Genomic DNA, 17,003 nt, shown 5'->3' on the forward strand with positions numbered 1-17,003 from the left:
TGCTCAGAGGTCGAGCACCAGACGGTCGCCGTCGCAACGGGATACACAGATGAGCATGTCGCCGGCCGCCCGCTCGTCAGCGGTGAGCACGGTGTCGCGGTGGTCGATGTCGCCGGTGAGCACGCGCACCTTGCAGGTGCGGCAGAAGCCCTGGCGGCACGAATACGGGCTGTCGGGGCGGGCTTTGAGCACTTCCTCGAGCACGGATTTGTCGGCGGGGACGTCGAGGGTCTCGCCGCTGCGCGCCAGGGTCACCCGGATCGGCTTCCCGTCCACCACGGGCGGCGCGGAGAACCGCTCGGAATACATTTCCACGCCCGGCATGTCGCGCACGGCGTCGGCGATGACCTTGGTCATCACCACCGGGCCGCAGCAGTACACCGAGGTGTCCGGCCCGACGCCGGACAGCAGCGCGGCCGCGTCCGGGATGCCGTGTTCGTCGTCGGTGCGCACGGTGACGCGGTCGCCGAAGCTCTCCACCTCGGAGAGGAACGGAATGGTGTCGCGGCTGCGCCCGACGTACACCATCGACCATTCGACCCCGAGCCCGTCCGCCATCCGGATCATCGGCAGGATCGGCGTGATCCCGATGCCGCCCGCCACGAAATGCACTCGGGCGGCGGAGGATCCGTGGCCGGGCAGTACGAACGGGAAGGCGTTGCGCGGCCCGCGTACGACCACCGGCGTGCCGACCTTCAGGGATTGGTGGACCTCCACGGATCCACCGAGCCCGTCCGGAATCCGCCGCACCGCAATGCGATACGCGTGCCGGTCGGCCGGGTCACCGCACAGCGAGTACTGCCGCACCCTGCCCGACGGCAGTTCGATATCCAGATGCGCGCCGGGCCGCCATTCCGGCAGCGCGCGGCCGTCCGGCGCGGTGAACAGCAGGCTGATCACGTCGGTGTCGTGCGCCTCCACGCGTCGTTCCACCAGCACCAGCGGGATCCGGCGGTCGTCCACGCGGGCAGGCGGTTCCTTGCGGTTGACCAAAGTGGTCCAGCGCAAGCGGGTTTCGGCGATGGCGTCCAGCACCCGGGTCGCGCGGTCGGCGCGACCCTTGCCGAACAGGTCCAGCGGCGGTTGCGCCGGAACCGGTCGAGTCACGTTCACGACGCCATGATCCGGGCGGCCGGGGACTGCGCCAGGTAGGCCACCGCCTGCGCGGTCGAGCCCACCGGTTCCGGGCTGTATCCGGGCTTGAAGGTGGACAGCCCGCTCCACAGCAGCGACGGGATGCCCGGCACCGAGCCCCGCCACATGGCGGCGAAGATCCGCAGGATCAGCATCGGGTACCGGTGGTTGGGCAGCGAGGGGTCCTGGTGCACAAGCCATTTGGTGCCGCGCAGCAGCAGCGTGATGAAGATCGGGAACACCAGCAGCATGAGCGCGCCGCGCCGCACGTAGCCGACGCCGAAGTATTCGGCGACATCGTGGGCGACCATGCGGTGCTCGACCTCTTCGGCCCCGTGCCAGCGGAACAGGTCCAGCATCTGCGGGTCGGAGTCGAAGCTCTCCAGGTCGGCGTTGAGGATCCAGTCGCCGAGGAAGGCGAAGAAGTGCTCGAGCGTGGCGATGACGCCGAGCCGCTCGACCAGCTGCTGCTGGCGTAGCGCCCCGGTCGCGCCCTCGCGCGGGCCGAGCGTCTTGCGGAACAGGTATTCGGCCTGCCGCACATACGGTTCCACATCGATGCCGTGGGTGGCGAGCACCTGCTCCAGGGCGTCGTTGTGGCTTTCGGCGTGCATGGATTCCTGGCCGATGAATCCGATCATGGCCTCGCGCACCTTCTCGTCGCGCACGAGTTCGAGCGCTTCGGTGTAGGTGACGATGAACATGCGTTCGCCCTCGGGCAGTAGCATGCTCAGCGCGTTGAGCACGTGGGAGGCGATCGGTTCCTTGGTCATCCAGACCGGTTTGGTCTCGGTCCAGTCGAACCGGACGTTGCGAGCCTGCAGGGCTACCTCACCGGGTTCGGTCACCGAACGGCGGCCCAGCGTCGGAAGTAGCTTCATCGATACTCCTGGTTTCGGTATGCGCGTTTGCTGCGTGAGCGTAGCAATATTCTACGCGTGTGTGAAACCTGGAGTTACATCTAAAACGTATCAACTGTCGACATGCACGTGGGGCCGCTGTGACCGGCGCGGGACGGCACGCCGCAGGATCTCCCGGGTGACCGGTGCGACCTCGCCCTCCCCGAAGAACAGGAACCGCATCAGGTTGACGATCGGATTGCCCTCGGTCCACTCGAAATAGACGTGCGGCGGCACGCCCGTGCGGTCGCGAATCGCCAGCAGAATGGCCGCGACGGAGTTCGGCACGGCCGCGGCCTCCACCGAGAGGATGTGGTACTCGCCCACGTCGACCACGGTCACCAGCAGTTCGGTGCTGAATTCGGAGGGATCCTTCACGATCACCTCGAGGAACAGGATCGGGTCGTCCGCGGGGATATGCGATTCCCGCCGCTGGTCGGCCTCCTTCTCGAAGTACTCGTGCGCCTGCCGCTGATCCACGTCGTGGGTGACGATGCGGACCTCACCGCGCGCGGCCATCTCGTCGATGAGCTGCCCGGCGCGCTCGTCGAAGGTGACCTCGATGGCCCGCAGCTCGAACGCGCGCCGGGTCCGCGAGGCGAACGACACCACCAGGATGGCGAGAATGAACAGTATCGCCAGGTGCACGCCCTCGGGCTTCTCGATGATGTTGTCGATGGTGGTGTAGACGAAGATCAGCGACACCAGCCCGAAGCCCAGCACCCGCGACCGCTGGCCCTTCTTCCACGCCGACACCGTCACCGCCACCGCCGCCGAGGTGATCAGCACCAGCACACCGGTGGCATAGGCCGCGCCCTGCGCATCGACGGAGGCGTCGAAGTACCAGGTGATCCCGAAGGACACCACCGCGAAAACCAGTACCAGCGGCCGAATCTGGCGCGCCCACTCCGGCGCCATGCCGAACCGCGGCAGATAGCGCGGCACCAAATTCAGCAGGCCCGCCATGGCCGAGGCTCCCGCGAACCACAGGATGGCGATGGTGCTCACGTCGTAGACGGTGCCGAAGGCGTTGCCCAGATGCTCGTGCGCGAGATACGCCAGCGCCCGGCCGTTGGCCGCGCCACCGGGTTCGAAGGCGGCCTGCGGGATCAGGATCGTGGTGATCAGGCTGGACACGATCAAGAAGCAGCTCATGATGAGGGCCGCCGTGGTCAGCAGTTTGCGCGCCCCGATGATGCGCCCGCGCGGGAACTCCCGGGTGTCGCCCGGCCCGCCCTTGATCTGCGGCATGACCGCCACACCGGTCTCGAACCCCGAGAGGCCCAGCGCCAGTTTGGGAAACACCAGCAGCGCCACGCCGATCATGGCGAGCGGGCTGCCGTGCTGTGTGGTGAGCAGATCGGTCCAGTCGCCGACGAGTTCGGGCTGCCGCAGCACCTGCGCGATGCCGGTCACGGCCACCACCACATTGAGCGACAGGTACACCCCGACCAGCACCACCGCGATGCCGATGGCCTCGCTGAACCCCTTGAGGAACACCGCCGCCAGCAGCGCCAGCAGCACCAGGGTGATGGCCAGGTTGTGCCCGTGCAGCGCCGCGGGCACGAACGGGTTCTCGACGATATGCGCTGCGCCGTCGGCCGCGGACAGCGTCATGGTGATGGTGAAGTCGGTGGCCGCGAACCCGAGCAGCACCAGGATGAAGATCTTGCCCCACCATGCGGGCAGGAAGTCGGCGAACATGGCGATGGATCCGCCGCCGTTGGGCGATTCCCTGGCAACCCGGCGGTACACCGGCAGCGCGCCCAGCAATGTCAGGGCTACCAGCACGATGGTGGCCAGCGGGGAGAGCACGCCGGCCGCCAGCGCGGCGATGCCGGGCTGATAGCCGAGCGTCGAGAAGTAGTCGACGCCGGTGAGGCACATGACCTTCCACCAGGGCTGCCGGTGCTCTTTGGGCCCGGGTTTGGCCATCGGCCCGGGGAGCTGCGAGTGCCGTTCCCCGGCGTCCTCGAGCAGCCAGGTGGCGAACCGCGAGCGGGACCGTTCCTCGGTGGTGGTCAAGTCCAGTCCTCCCCGGAACCGGAGCGTCCGGCTGCTCCGAAATCGGCTGTGTCGGGGCCAATGTACTCACGGCAAACCGGGCAGTTGGTAACCACGCGCCGGAGTTCTATCGGACTGTTGCGCCGATCGCGCCCCGGGATTCAGCCGACGTAGCCCGCGATCGCGTTCGTGATGGCCTCGGCGATGCGCGCCCGTCCCTCGGGAGATCGCAGGATGTCGATATCACCGGGATCGCGCATGTTGCCGCATTCCACCAGCGCCGCAGGCACTTCGGAGAAGTTCAGCCCCGCCAGATCCGGTCGCGGATTCAGCCCCTCGGACCCGACATAGGTCGACGGCACGAAGCCCGAGCGAACCAGGCTGTCGCGCAGCGAGGTGGCCAGCCGCACCGACGGCTCGCCCTGCGCGGCGTTCAGCGGCGGATTCGAGTAGGCGACATGGAACCCGTGCGCCCCCGCCGGCGCGCCGTCCGCGTGGATCGACACCACGGCCGCCGCGCCCACCCGCTGCCCGAGCGTGCCGCGGTCGTTCACGCACGGCCCGGCCCCGGCGTCGTTGTCCCGGGTCATGACCACGCGATAGCCGCGCAGGGTGAGCAGATCCCGCACCCGGGTCGCCACATCCCAGTTGAACTCGTGCTCGGTGTATCCGTCGTCGGCACTGGTGCCCGTGGTGTTGCAGGACTTGCTGCCGCCCCGCCCGTCGGGCACCGAGGCATTGATGACCTCCGGCTGTGCCGCGCCGCCGCCGTTGTGCCCGGGGTCGATGACCACCGTCCTGGCGAACGGCACCTGTGTCCGCGCGGGTTCGTCCTGTGCCGAGGCCGTCATCTGCCCGCTACCCCCGATCAACAGTGCACCGCAGATCGCCGCCATTGCTTTCCAGTGTCGCTGTCGCACCCGGCCCACCCTACGTCCGCGGCCGTGCGCTGTCGGCACACCCGGCCGAATCAGTCCTCGGGTTCGAGCTTGCGCAAAAGGTCACGCAGGGTGCGCAACTCGCTGCCGGAGAGTTCGGCGATGGGCGGCGGCGCGGGGTCGGGCACGGACTTGGCGAAGGCCAGCATCCGCTCGCCCTCCTCGGTGATGGACACCAGCTTCTGCCGCCGGTTGCGCGGGTCGATCTCGCGCACCACCAACCCGCGCTCCTCGAGATCGTTCACCGCGACGGTGGCCGCGGGCGCGTCCATGCCCGCGGAGTACGCGAGTTCCTTGAGCGTGATGGGCCCCGGCCGCAGTCGTTTCAGGACGCGAATCCGGCTGAACGGCAGTCCGGTTCGATCGGTGACCGCCCGCCGCCACGGATCGCGGCTCTCGATCACCACGTGGGTGAGCAGCCGCCAGACCTCGTCGGGTGTGGGTGTGTCAGGCATGGGCGGGTGCTTTCTGTTCGAGAAGGGGTGCGACGCGATCGCTGGAACGATAGGCCCACGCGGTGTTCGCGGCTACTCCGAGCCCGACCACGGCGAGGGCGAATCCGGTGATGGTCCACCACAACCCGGCCCCGGACAGCGCGCCGCACAGGGCGACGCCGAGGCTCACGCCGACCTGGCGGCTGGTGGAGGCCACCGCGGCCGCCGCGCCCGCGCGATCGAGCGGCATCCCGCTGACCGCGGCGGTGGTGATGGGCGCGTTGACGGTGCCGAACCCGATACCGAACAGCACGAACAAGACGATCAGCAGCCAGATCGGCGTGTCCGGCCGCAGCTGGGTCAGGCCGGCAGCGGAGAGCGCCATGAGGCTGCCGGAGATCAGCAGGGAGGGCCGGGTGCCGTAGCGGCCGACCATGCGGCCCGACAGCGGCGAGAAGATCAGCATGCCGAGCGCCATGGGCAGGTACAGCAGGCCGGTGTGTACGGCCGAGAAGCCGCGCTCGCCTTGCAGATACAGCGAGATGTCGAACAGGAACGCGCCCAGCGCCGCGAAGGCGCACACGGCGATGACGGTGGCCGAGGTGAATGGGAAGCTCCGGAAGAAGCGCAGGTCGATGAACGGCCACGGATGCCTGGACTCGTGCCGGAGGAATCCGGCCAGCGCGGCGGCGGTGAGGACGAAGATGAGCGGCTCCCGCTCGATCAGCCCGAACACCAGCGTGAACAGCACGATGACGGCGAGCACCTGCCCGACCGGGTCGATGCCGCGGAAGGTGGCCGACTTCGATTCGGGCACATAGACGGTGGTGAGAACGAGTGCGACCGCGCAGATGGGCAGGTTGATCCAGAACACCGACTGCCAGCCCAGCGAGTCGATGAGGGTGCCGCCGACGATGGGCCCGGCGGCGGTGGAGATGCCGACCACCGCACCCCAGATGCCGACCGCCCGCGCCCGTTCCACCCGGTCCACGAAGACCGTCGTAATGATGGACATGGCAATGGGATTCAGCATGGAACCGCCGACGGCCTGCAGGAACCGGGCCCCGATCAGCACGTCGACGGTGGGCGCGAGGCTGCACAGCAGCGAACCGAGCGCGAATACGACCAGTCCGATGCGGAACATGCGCTTGCGGCCGAAGCGGTCGGCGGTGGCGCCCGACAGCATGAGCAGGCTGGCCAGGGTGAGGGTGTAGACGTCGACGATCCACTGCAGGCGCGACAGCGGCGCGCCCAGATCCTGCTGGATGGTCGGGAGCGCGACATTGACGATGGTGGCGTCCATCGACGAGATGAGCAGGCTCAGGCAGCAGGTGATCAGGATGATCTGTTTGCGCCGGGCGCTCAGACCCTCAACAGTTGTATGCACACAACGATTGTGAACCTACAACTGTTCAGGGCGCAACCCCCAGCCGACAGGGCAGCGGCCACGGCAGGCAGGTCACATACAGATCCCGCAGCACCTCGGGCACGACCGCGAGCACATCCTGGGTCTGCTCCTCGGCCGTCCCGTAGGTGTGCGCGCTGACCGTGAACCCCGGCCCGACCGACGCCGACGCCACCTCCGGCACGCCCATATCCGACCAGCCCCATTTGCTCCCGGTGACGCCCGGCAGCCGCGCGGTCCCCCAGTCCTGCCGCGTGCCGTCGGCGGCCACCTCGCCCGGATTCGCCATCCACAGCAGCAGCGGAGAATCCGGGTCACTGCGCTGCTTGACGGCCAGGAAGTCGGCGACGTCCGCGGTACTGGTGGACGACATCCCCCAGCCGCCCGCCCCGGTCGTGGCCGTCAAGCCGTACTCCTGCGCGACCGCGTCGATGGCGTAGGGATACTTGGCGGCCATGGCCTCGGCCGCGCCGTCGTCGGAGTAGCGGATCATCCGCTCCCCCAGATCCCGGTCCTGCGCGGAACCGTCCCCGTGCCGCAGCGCGTAGTCGGCCAAATACAGCTTCGAAATGGACAGTCCCCCACGCGATTCCGTCTCGTTCGCGGTCCCCCACCGCACCCCCGGCACCGTCGACCGCAGTGAGATGGAGGTCCGCGACGGCACCTCCGCGGGATCCACGATCTCCCCGGCGGCGGGTCCGGCCCCGAGCGTCACCGCCGCCGCGACCACCCCGACCACGCCTGCCCGATAGCCCATCGCCACCTCCGTGTCGTGTGCGCCCAGCTCCCACCATGCCGGGCGAAACCGGCGGGAGCTGGGAGAACAGCCACGACACGCCGACCGGGATCAGACCGTGAGGATGGTGCGGCCGAAGGTTTCGCGGGCGGCGATGGCGGCATGTGCGGCGGCGGCTCCGGCGAGCGGGAAGGTGTGGCCGATCACCACCTCCAGGCGGCCCGCCGCGGCCTCGGTGAGGGCGCGATCGAACAGGGTCGTCCAATCCACCTCGGTGGCGGTCAGTTCGAACAGGGGAACCACGGTGACCCCCTGGGCGGCAGCGGATTCCACGTCGATATCGGCGAATCCTCCTGCGGCATTGCCGTATCCGATGAAACGCGCCCCCGGAACGGCCGCGCCGATCGCCGCGGCGCCGATCGAGCCGCCCGCGCCGTCGAGGATGACCCGCACGCCGCCGGTGGCCGCGCGGACCCGCTCGACCCAGTCCGGGGCCGAGTAGTCGATCACTTCGGTGGCTCCCAGGCGGCGCGCGAGGGCGAGCTTCGCCGCACCGCGCGCGGCCGCGATCACCCGTGCACCCGCCGCCCGCGCGAGCTGGGTGAGCAGGGTGCCGAGGCCGCCCGCGGCGGCGGTGACGAGAACCCATTCGCCGGGCTGGATGGCCGCGCGATCGGCGACGGCGAGGGCGGTGCGCCCGTCGTGCACCAGGGCCACCGCCCGGGTGAGGTCGAGGCTCTCGGGGACCGCGGTGAGCTGATCCGCCCTGACGAGCGCCTTCTCGGCGTAGCCGCCGATCGGGAGTCCGCCACCGACGCGGCTTGCCGCGGTGTTCGAGGCCACCCGGCGGCCGATCCACGCGGGGTCCACGCCCGGGCCGACCGATTCGACGACGCCGGCCACCGCGCCGCCGGGAACGAAGGGCGGATCGACGGGGAAGTACTCGGCGGCAACCCCGGAGCGCATCATGGTGTCCAGGAACATGACGTCGGCGGCGGCGACGGCGACGAGGGCCTCGCCGGGGCCGGGGACGGGGTCCGCGATCTCCGCGAGGGTCAGGACCTCCGGATCGCCGAATGCTGCGGCCTGTATCGCGCGCATTTCCCCGCCTGCCTTTCCTGTTCGAGGACGATCGATGTTCGATCGACTGCCCCCAGCCTCCAACCTCGAGGACTGTTGAGGTCAAGCCGGACCGACGGGATTACGCGGTGGGCGAACTCGGGAACAGCGCGGCCGCTGACGCACCCGGCACACGCTCGGTTACCGTCGCCGAAACTGCTGCGGTACACCGGGTTACAGCGCTCCCAACGACCGGGACGGCCGGTTGCCGCACGGTTCGCTCTCGGGTAGCGCCAACTTTCCCAGACGCCTATGCTGCTCCGCTAGATCCGAATCTGTTTGCCGATCCACCTATTCGACGCGGATCGGCGGGCGGGTGCGTCGATCGCATCGGGGCGTTCATCCCCGATGAACGTGAGTGCGGAAGTGCGGAGTGTCGGAGTCATCGAATCCACCGGGCGGCGAGCGCGACGCCGTCCGGAGTGTACGGCTACCGTACGAGGCCATGCTGACCTCCGCGGCGGCCGGAGTCGCGGTGGTCGGCGCGGCGGTTTTCTTCGCGCCCAGTGATTTTCGTATTCCCCTGGCGGCCGGGGCGAGCGTGCTCGCGGTGCTGTGCTGCGCCGCGGTGACGGCCGCGGCCTACTGGCGCGGGGAGGCGCTGCGGGCCCGGCGGTCCGCGGCCTCGCACGGCACCGAGACCGAGGCGCGCATCGCCGCCACCGTGCACGAGGCCAATGCGCGAATCAGCAACGCACAGGCCCATTTCGAAGCCCTGAACGCGGCGGTCGCGGCGAAGACCCAGGAGGTCAAGGCCGGAGAGAACCGGCGGGCGGCCGCACTGGCGGCCTTCGCGGGCGCGGCCGGGCGCATGCAGGCCATGAGCACCTCCATGCTGGCCGAACTGCGCGAGATGGAGCATCGGCACGCCGATCCCAAGGTGCTCGCGGATCTGCTGGAGCTGGATCACCGCACCGCGCAGGCCGGGCGGCTGGCCGACAGCATCGCGGTGCTCAGCGGCGCGCGGTCGGGCCGCCGGTGGGCGAAACCCATTGCCATGGAATCGATTCTGCGCGGCGCGATGGGCCGGGTCGCGGGCTATCAGCGGGTGCGGCTGCGGGCGGTCACCGATATCGCCATCGCCGGTCACGCGGCCGAGGGTGTCATGCACGCGCTGGCCGAGTTGCTCGACAACGCCTGCAACTTCTCCCCGCCCACCACCGAGGTGCACGTCTACGCCGCCGAGGTGCCCGCGGGCGTGGTGATCACCATCGAGGACAGCGGCCTGGTGATGAGCGAATCCGCCCTGCGCCGAGCCGAACAGACCGTCTCGAAGCAGCAGGGCAGCGCCGACCTCTCCTCGCTGTCGGGCACCCGGCTGGGCCTGGCCGTCGTCGGGCACCTGGCCCGTAAGCACGACCTCACCGTGTCCTACCGCCCGTCGGCCATCGGCGGTACCGCCGTGGTCGTGGTGGTCCCGCGCGAGCTGACCACCCGCGTCGAGCGGCAGACCGGAACCCTGGCCACGCTGAGCCCGGTGTCCTCGGGCGAGTTCGCGGCGGTAGGGACGCCGGAAGTAGCTGCGGCACAGCCTGTTCCGGAACTCGTGGCCGCACCCGCCGCGGCGCCCGAGGTCCACGAACCCGCACCCGCCGGTCTCGACGACCTCGCCCAGCGCGCGGGGGCCGCCGCGGCCGGGGGCCTGCCGCGCCGCCGCCGGGGCAGCACGCTGGCGGCGACACATCCGGGGGGCTTGAACGATCAGGTGGCCGCGCCGGTGCGCCCGGCGTCGCCGCCGTCCGCGCTGGGCGCGTTCCAGCGCGCGGTGAACGGCCGTGGGAGTTCGGCCGATCCGTCCCCGTCCCAAGGCATGGAGAGCGAGTGATGACACCGTCCGCGACACATTTGAGCTGGCTGCTGGAGCAACTGCTGGCGCGCACCCCGCACGCCCGGCATGCGCTACTGCTGTCCGGGGACGGGTTGAAGATCTGCCATACGCCGGAACTCGGTAACGACAGCGCCGATCAGCTGGCCGCCATCGCCGCCGGTATCCAGAGCCTCTCGCACGGCGCGTCGGTCGAATTCGGCGACGGGCGCGGCGGTGTGCGGCAGTCCATGACCGAGTTCTACGGCGGCATCCTGTTCATCGTGGAGGCCGGGGTGGGCGCGCACATCGCGGTGGTCGCCGCCGAGGACGCCGATGCCGGGCTGGTCGGCCACAATATGCGCGAACTCGTGGAGCAGCTCGCCGATCATCTGACCGCCCAGCCCCGAGTGCGGGGAGCGAGCGTGTCGTGACCAGGCCAGACGAGAGTCCGGACCGGCTCTACACGGTGACCGGCGGACGCAGCCGCCCGGATTCGGATGCGTTCGATCTCGTGACTCTCGTTGTCTCCGAATGTGATCCGACGCCGGGCATGCAGTCCGAGCATCGGGCCATCCTGGACATGTGCCGGGCGCCGACGGCCGTCGTGGAGATCGCGGCGGAACTGCGGCTCCCGGTCGGCATCACCACCATCCTGCTGTCGGACCTGCTGCACGCGGGCCGGATCACCGTGCGACATCCACGCCACAACCCTGGCGCGCACTGGAATTCACTGCCCGACACCACCACGCTCGAGAAGGTGCTCGTTGGACTCCGCAAGCTCTGACTTCTGGAACCCCCGGGGTCGCGACCCCCGTCCCGCCCGCGCGGATTCGCCGCTGCACGCCGACACCCGGCACGGTCTGAAGATCGTCATCGTGGGTGGCTTCGGCGTCGGCAAGACCACCATGGTGCGCTCGGTCAGCGAAATCCGGCCCCTGGACACCGAAGCCACCATGACCCAGGTCGGCGTGGGCGTCGACGATCCGGCCGGTGCGCCCGGAAAGACCACCACCACGGTGGCTTTCGACTTCGGCCGCATCACCATCGACGACGAGCACGTGCTGTACCTGTTCGGAGCGCCCGGCCAGGAACGGTTCTGGTTCCTGTGGGACCGGCTGTTCACCGGCGCGCTGGGTGCGATCGTGCTGGTGGACCAGCGCCGCATCGAGGACTCCTGGTACGCCATCGACCGTCTCGAACATCAGCGCACGCCGTTCGTGGTGGCGTGCAACAACTTCGGCGGCGACGCGGACCCGGACCAGGTGCGCGACGCGCTGGATCTGGATCCGCATGTCCCGCTGATCGATTGCGACGCGCGCAACCGCGATTCCTGCCGCGACGTCCTGATCGCCCTCGTCGAACACCTCTACACCCCGGAGACCGTCGAATGACCTCGCCCGCGCCCGGCTCGTCCGCCTGCCCGGTACCGCACGACTCCGGCGTGGTTCCGCTGAGCGGTCCCCGCTTTCACACCGACCCGCACAGCCTCTACCGCGAGATGCGCCGCGATCACGGTCCGGTGGTGGCGGTGGAGCTACCCGGCAATGTGCCCGCCTGGCTGGTGATCGGCTACCGCGAGATGCATCAGGTCACCAGTTCGCCGGAACTGTTCCCGCGTGATGTGAGCCTGTGGAACCAGTGGGGCAACATCCCGCCGGACTGGCCGCTGCTGCCCATGGTCGGGCAGCCCATGCCGTCGATCTACTTCACCGCCGGGGCCGAGCACCTGCGCCATGTGGCCATGGTGGAGCCCGCGCTCGAAGCCGCCGACCCGTTCGAATTGCGCCGCGTCTGTGAGAGTTTGGCCGACCGCCTGATCGACTCCTTCTGCGGGCGCGGCACCGCGGACCTGGTGGCCGAGTTCGCCGAACCGCTGCCGGTGCTGGTGCTGGCCTGGCTGCTGGGTTTCCCGGACGCGGAGGGCCCGGAACTGGCGCGGGCCATGAAGATCATGGCCGACGGCGGCGCGGACGCCCAGGCCGGATACATGGCCTTCATGGGTCATATGCAGAATCTGCTGGCCCGCAAACAGGCCGTGCCCGGCGACGATCTGGTGTCGCGCATGCTGGCGCATCCGGATCAGTTCACCGATACCGAGTACGTGCTGGACCTGATGGCCATCACCGCGGCCGGGCATCTGCCGACCTCGGACTGGCTGGTGAATTCGGTGCGGCTCATGCTCACCGACGACCGTTTCGCGGCCGCCCTGGGTGGCGGCCGCCGCAGTGTCGGGCAGGCCATGAACGAGGTGCTGTGGGAGGAGGCCCCGTCCTCCATCCTGGCCGGCCGCTGGGCCGCCCGGGACACCCCCCTGGGCGACAAGCTGATTCGCGCCGGTGATCTGCTGCTGCTCGGCCTGGCCGCCGCGAATACCGATCCGCATGTGCGCCAGCATGTTTCCGACAGCGCCGTGCACAACGGCAACAGCGCGCACTTCGCGTTCAGCCACGGCGAGTACCGCTGTCCGTTCCCGGCGCAGCAGATCGCCGAGACCATCGCCCGGACCGGCATCGAGGTGCTGCTGGACCGGCTGCCCGATATCGATCTGGCCGTGCCCGCCCAGAACCTGGTGCGGCGGCCGTCTCCGTTCCTGCGCGGAATGACTTCTCTACCTGTCGTTTTCACACCTGTTCGCGCCGTCGGAGGTTTTTCGTGAGTTCTGCATGCCCGCACGCCATCGCCATCGATCCGATGGTGGGTGATCTGGCCGGGGAGACCGCCCGGCTGCGCGCCGCCGGATCGCTCGCCCGTATCGAACTGCTCGGCGTCCCCGCCTGGACCGTCACCGACCACACCGTCGCGCGCCAATTGCTCACCGACGCACGGCTTGTCAAGGACATCAACCACTGGGGGCTGTGGCAGTCGGGTGCGGTGACCCGGCAGTGGCCGCTCATCGGCATGATCGATGTGGGCCGCTCCATGTTCACCGTCGACGGCCCGGAACACCGGCGGCTGCGCATCAAGACCACCCAGGCGCTGACCCCGCGCCGGCTCGAGGAGATGCGCCCGGCCATCGAGGCGATCACCGCCGTACTCCTGGACGATCTCGAGGCGGCCGGGCGCGACGGCGCGGTGGTGGACCTGAAGCAGATCTTCGCCTACCCGCTGCCCATGCGCGTGATCAGCGACCTCATGGGCGTCCCGCGCTCGGACGGCCCCATGCTGCTGGAGAGCTACAAGGCGTTCTTCTCGGTGATGACCCCGCAGGACGAAAGACTGCGCGTCATCGAGCAATTGAACGTCTACTTCGCCGAGATGGTGGCCCGCAAGACCGCCGAACCCGGTGACGATCTCACCAGCGCGCTCATCCTGGCCGACGAGGGCGGCGAACCGCTCACCCCGGAGGAGGTGGCGGGCAATCTTCAGGCGCTGGTGGCCGCGGGCCACGAGACCACGGTCAGCCTCATCCTGAATGCGGTGCGCGCACTGCTGTCCCGTCCCGAACAGCTCGACAAGATCCGTTCCGGCGATATCGAGTGGAAGCAGGCCATCGAGGAGACCCTGCGCTACGACGGTCCGGTCACCCACCTGCTCATGCGCTTCGCCGCCGACGATATTCCGCTGGGCGACACCGTGATCGAGAAGGGCGAGGGCGTGGTGATCTCCTACCGCGCCGTCGGCCGCGACACCACCGTGCACGGCGCGGACGCCGACGATTTCGATGTCACCCGCCCGACGGCGAGCCGCAATATCTCCTTCGGCTACGGTCCGCACATCTGTCCGGGCGCGGCCCTGGCCCGGCTCGAGGCGGCCATCGCCCTGCCCGCCCTGTTCGCGCGCTTCCCGGATATGAAGCTGGCCGTGGCCGCCGAGGAGATCGGCAACCTTCCGGTCATGACCCAGAACGATCTCACCGGGCTGCCGCTGCATCTGGGCTGATTCCAGAACGTCGATTCCGCTTCGCCGCCCGCCCCCTTCCCCTAGGCTGCAACACGTTACAACTCGCCAGGGGAAGGGGGCGATGGTGTCGAGGCGTATCCGCACTGCGGCCGCAGCCATCGCAGTGGCGCTGTGTGCGGGGGTCATGCCCGCCGCGACACAGGCGGAAACCTTCACTTCCATGGATATCGGCTCGACGGCCGTGCCACGGGCGGATTGCGGGCCCGGCTCGTCGCCGGAGACCGGCCTGCAGGGGGATGTGCCCACCGAGGATCGCAACAGCGGGCGCAGCACCCTGGGCTACTCGTGCAACTTGTTCCAGATCGGCGGCCTACAGGAGCAGGGTGGCGGGATCCTGTCGGTCACCTACGACCACTGCTCCTACACCAGCACCTTCTTCCCCGGAAACCTGCTCGACCCCGCCGCGCCCGGCGTGCACGTCCTCGACGTGTCCGATCCGGCGAATCCGGTGCGCACGGCGTCGCTGGACGAGCCCGCCATGCTCGGCGGCACCTGGGAGTCGTTGAAGGTCAACGAGGAACGCAAACTGCTCGCGGCGACCGCGGTGCCGGTGGCCATGGGCACGGGGTATTTCTCGGTCTACGACATCTCCGACTGCGCGCATCCGCGGCTGCTCAATGCCGGGGTGGGCACGAATCTGACCATGCCGCTGCCGTTCCTGTCGCACGAGGGCGGGTTCTCCCCGGACGGCATGACCTACTGGGTGTCCGGGGTGGGGCCGGGGGTGCTCAGCGCCATCGATCTCGCCGATCCGGCGAATCCGCGCATCATCTGGCAGAGCGTGCAGGCGCTGACCGAGCACGGGTTCGGGATCAGCCCGGACGGCAACACCATGTACCTGTCGGTGCAGACCGGCATCAATATCCTCGATATCAGCGCGATCCAGCGCCGGGATCCGTATCCCGCTGTGCCGCAACTGGCTACGCAGCTGTGGGCGGACGGGCTGTTCAATCAGCACAGCGTGCCGGTCACCTACGGCGGCAGGCCCCATATCTTCACGCCGGACGAAGCCGGTTCGGGCGGTGTGAAACTCATCGATGTGGCCGATCCGCGCAACCCGCGGATCCTGCGGACGCTCAAACTCGAGGTGAACCTGCCGGGCAATATCGACGACCAATGGCGTTCGGCCATGGGCGGTTCCGCGTACTCCTACGACTCGCACTACTGTGCGGCCGACCGGATCGACGATCCGACGGCGCTGGCCTGCTCCTGGGGGCAGGGCGGGATCCGGGTGTTCGATGTGCGCTCGCTCGCCGATATCCGCGAGATCGCCTACTACAACCCGCCCGCGCAGACGGGAAGGCAGGCGCTGCTGCCGAATTCGCCGCACGTGCTGTCGTCGAACCTCGGCGTTCCGCTGTTCGGCCTGGTGCCGCTGGTGCGGGATGCGCTGCAGGGCCGCATCGATCCGAATGTGCTGTTCGGGCCGCGTATGAGCCAGACCGTATTCGGAGATCTGTCGGCGGATTGGTGCCTGTCACCGCCGGAGTGGCACGGCAGCCAACTCTGGACCACCTGTTCCGACAACGGATTCATGGTGCTGCAACTCGATCCGGCGGTGTATTCGCCACCGGCGAACCAGGATTCGACCATTGGTTCCTAGGCTGAATACGCGGTTCACCCGCGTGGGCGCGGCCCTGCTGGCGGTGCTGGCGGTCTTCACGCTCGGGCGGTGGAGCGCGCCCGATGCCACCGACCCGGGCCTGCGGCTCACCGCGGTGGAGATCGGTTTCGCCCAGGACATGTCCACCCATCACGATCAGGTGGTGTTGCTGGCGAGCACGCTGGCGCGCGATGTCACGGCGCAGATCCGCGCGCTGGCCGACCAGATGAGCACCGCGCAGACGGCCGAGATCGCCATGATGCGCGGCTGGCTGGCGCTGTTCGACCTGCCGCGCACCGCCGAGCAGCCGATGAGCTGGATGACAGGCACACACCAGCACACCGGGGGCGCGGCCATGCCGGGCATGGCGAGCACCGGGGAGATCACCCGGCTGGCCGCGGCCCGCGGCGCCGACGCCGAAGTGCTTTTCCTGCAATTGATGATCCGGCATCATCGCGGTGGCGTGGATATGGCGCAGGCCGCCTATGCCCACGCGAGCAATGCGCAGGTGCGGCGGACCGCGATGGAAATCGTCCGGCAGCAGGTCAGCGAATTAGGGGTCATGACAACCTTGCTGACGGCACGGGAGGCGGATCCACTCCCCTATCCATAGCGATATCCGATACCTCGAATCGGCGCGATTCGCCCGCCCATTGGCCTCGCGCACAATCGAACCCCCCCGTTACCTGTCCTTGCGACCAAGCACAAGTTAGGGCATGCGAGATATGATGCGCCCAAGTATGTTTCGATGTGAGAGTCGGCGATACGAGGGGTGTGGATCGAAGCAATCTCACCGAACGCAGCACTACCGGTCCACCACCCGGGCGGGTATCGTGGGGCCCATCGGGGGGGCTACCCCCGTGTATTCGATCCAATGCGATTGAATACCAAGTTAATTCAGCACATCGAGGTGCTGTCGCACACCGATCGGCAATCCGGCGGTGTTCCATCCCAGGGGCAGTGGGATACAAATCCGTGATCCGCATTGTGGATTCGCGTTTACGCAATGACACGCGTCCGATTC

General features: G+C 68.8%; 16 protein-coding genes. 8 read left to right on the forward strand and 8 right to left on the reverse strand.

Translation table 11 applies throughout. The features are described 5' to 3' along the window. Window positions 1–3: 3 nt before the first annotated feature. The 8 genes from JK358_RS08945 to JK358_RS08980 all read right to left on the reverse strand — a co-directional run bounded on the left by JK358_RS08945 (window position 4) and on the right by JK358_RS08980 (window position 8,651). Window positions 4–1,113, reverse strand: coding sequence for a PDR/VanB family oxidoreductase (locus tag JK358_RS08945; protein ID WP_201945393.1), 1,110 nt, complete (start codon window positions 1,111–1,113; stop codon window positions 4–6). Next, window positions 1,110–2,015 (reverse strand): metal-dependent hydrolase, encoded by a 906-nt coding sequence (locus JK358_RS08950; RefSeq protein WP_201945394.1) that lies wholly within the window; start codon window positions 2,013–2,015, stop codon window positions 1,110–1,112. Before JK358_RS08950 ends, JK358_RS08945 begins: the two co-directional genes overlap by 4 nt. Window positions 2,016–2,105: 90 nt before the next feature. Further along, window positions 2,106–3,968 (reverse strand): APC family permease, encoded by a 1,863-nt coding sequence (locus JK358_RS08955; protein ID WP_232851073.1) that lies wholly within the window; start codon window positions 3,966–3,968, stop codon window positions 2,106–2,108. Between the two features lie 230 nt (window positions 3,969–4,198). Further along, window positions 4,199–4,957, reverse strand: a complete 759-nt coding sequence (locus JK358_RS08960) for an N-acetylmuramoyl-L-alanine amidase (protein ID WP_307817401.1) — start codon at window positions 4,955–4,957, stop codon at window positions 4,199–4,201. Window positions 4,958–5,007: 50 nt separating this feature from the next. Beyond that, window positions 5,008–5,430: a MarR family winged helix-turn-helix transcriptional regulator gene (locus JK358_RS08965; protein ID WP_201945396.1), complete on the reverse strand. Its 423-nt coding sequence runs from the start codon at window positions 5,428–5,430 to the stop codon at window positions 5,008–5,010. Next, window positions 5,423–6,796 carry an MFS transporter gene (locus tag JK358_RS08970; RefSeq protein ID WP_201945398.1) on the reverse strand — a complete coding sequence of 458 codons (1,374 nt, stop codon included), beginning with the start codon at window positions 6,794–6,796 and terminating at the stop codon, window positions 5,423–5,425. Before JK358_RS08970 ends, JK358_RS08965 begins: the two co-directional genes overlap by 8 nt. A 25-nt stretch (window positions 6,797–6,821) precedes the next feature. Then, window positions 6,822–7,571, reverse strand: coding sequence for a hypothetical protein (locus JK358_RS08975; RefSeq protein WP_201945400.1), 750 nt, complete (start codon window positions 7,569–7,571; stop codon window positions 6,822–6,824). A 90-nt stretch (window positions 7,572–7,661) separates the two neighbouring features. Continuing rightward, window positions 7,662–8,651: a zinc-binding dehydrogenase gene (locus JK358_RS08980; RefSeq protein ID WP_201945402.1), complete on the reverse strand. Its 990-nt coding sequence runs from the start codon at window positions 8,649–8,651 to the stop codon at window positions 7,662–7,664. 463 nt (window positions 8,652–9,114) lie between these two features. Between JK358_RS08980 and JK358_RS08985 the strand changes: the two genes are divergently transcribed. The 8 genes from JK358_RS08985 to JK358_RS09020 all read left to right on the forward strand — a co-directional run bounded on the left by JK358_RS08985 (window position 9,115) and on the right by JK358_RS09020 (window position 16,592). Further along, the gene (locus JK358_RS08985) at window positions 9,115–10,494 is read left to right on the forward strand and encodes a sensor histidine kinase (protein WP_201945404.1); all 1,380 of its coding nucleotides are present in this window, start codon (window positions 9,115–9,117) and stop codon (window positions 10,492–10,494) included. Further along, a complete protein-coding gene (locus tag JK358_RS08990) occupies window positions 10,494–10,907 on the forward strand; it encodes a roadblock/LC7 domain-containing protein (RefSeq protein WP_201945405.1) in 414 nt (137 codons plus the stop codon). Before JK358_RS08985 ends, JK358_RS08990 begins: the two co-directional genes overlap by 1 nt. Then, window positions 10,904–11,260 carry a DUF742 domain-containing protein gene (locus JK358_RS08995; RefSeq protein ID WP_201945407.1) on the forward strand — a complete coding sequence of 119 codons (357 nt, stop codon included), beginning with the start codon at window positions 10,904–10,906 and terminating at the stop codon, window positions 11,258–11,260. The genes JK358_RS08990 and JK358_RS08995 overlap by 4 nt, the downstream gene beginning before the upstream one ends. 76 nt (window positions 11,261–11,336) lie before the next feature. Beyond that, on the forward strand, window positions 11,337–11,867 hold the full coding sequence (locus JK358_RS09000; protein WP_201946234.1) for a GTP-binding protein: 531 nt from the start codon (window positions 11,337–11,339) through the stop codon (window positions 11,865–11,867). Then, window positions 11,864–13,132 carry a cytochrome P450 gene (locus JK358_RS09005; protein ID WP_201945409.1) on the forward strand — a complete coding sequence of 423 codons (1,269 nt, stop codon included), beginning with the start codon at window positions 11,864–11,866 and terminating at the stop codon, window positions 13,130–13,132. Before JK358_RS09000 ends, JK358_RS09005 begins: the two co-directional genes overlap by 4 nt. Further along, window positions 13,129–14,355 (forward strand): cytochrome P450 family protein, encoded by a 1,227-nt coding sequence (locus tag JK358_RS09010; RefSeq protein WP_307817402.1) that lies wholly within the window; start codon window positions 13,129–13,131, stop codon window positions 14,353–14,355. Before JK358_RS09005 ends, JK358_RS09010 begins: the two co-directional genes overlap by 4 nt. 82 nt (window positions 14,356–14,437) lie before the next feature. Next, entirely contained in the window at window positions 14,438–15,979 is a 1,542-nt protein-coding gene (locus JK358_RS09015) for an LVIVD repeat-containing protein (RefSeq protein WP_201945410.1), read from the forward strand. Next, complete coding sequence (locus JK358_RS09020) at window positions 15,969–16,592, forward strand: DUF305 domain-containing protein (protein WP_232851014.1); 624 nt, start codon at window positions 15,969–15,971, stop codon at window positions 16,590–16,592. Before JK358_RS09015 ends, JK358_RS09020 begins: the two co-directional genes overlap by 11 nt. The last annotated feature ends 411 nt before the right edge of the window (window positions 16,593–17,003 follow it).

Source organism: Nocardia acididurans, from assembly GCF_016741815.1.
Classification (GTDB): domain Bacteria; phylum Actinomycetota; class Actinomycetes; order Mycobacteriales; family Mycobacteriaceae; genus Nocardia; species Nocardia acididurans.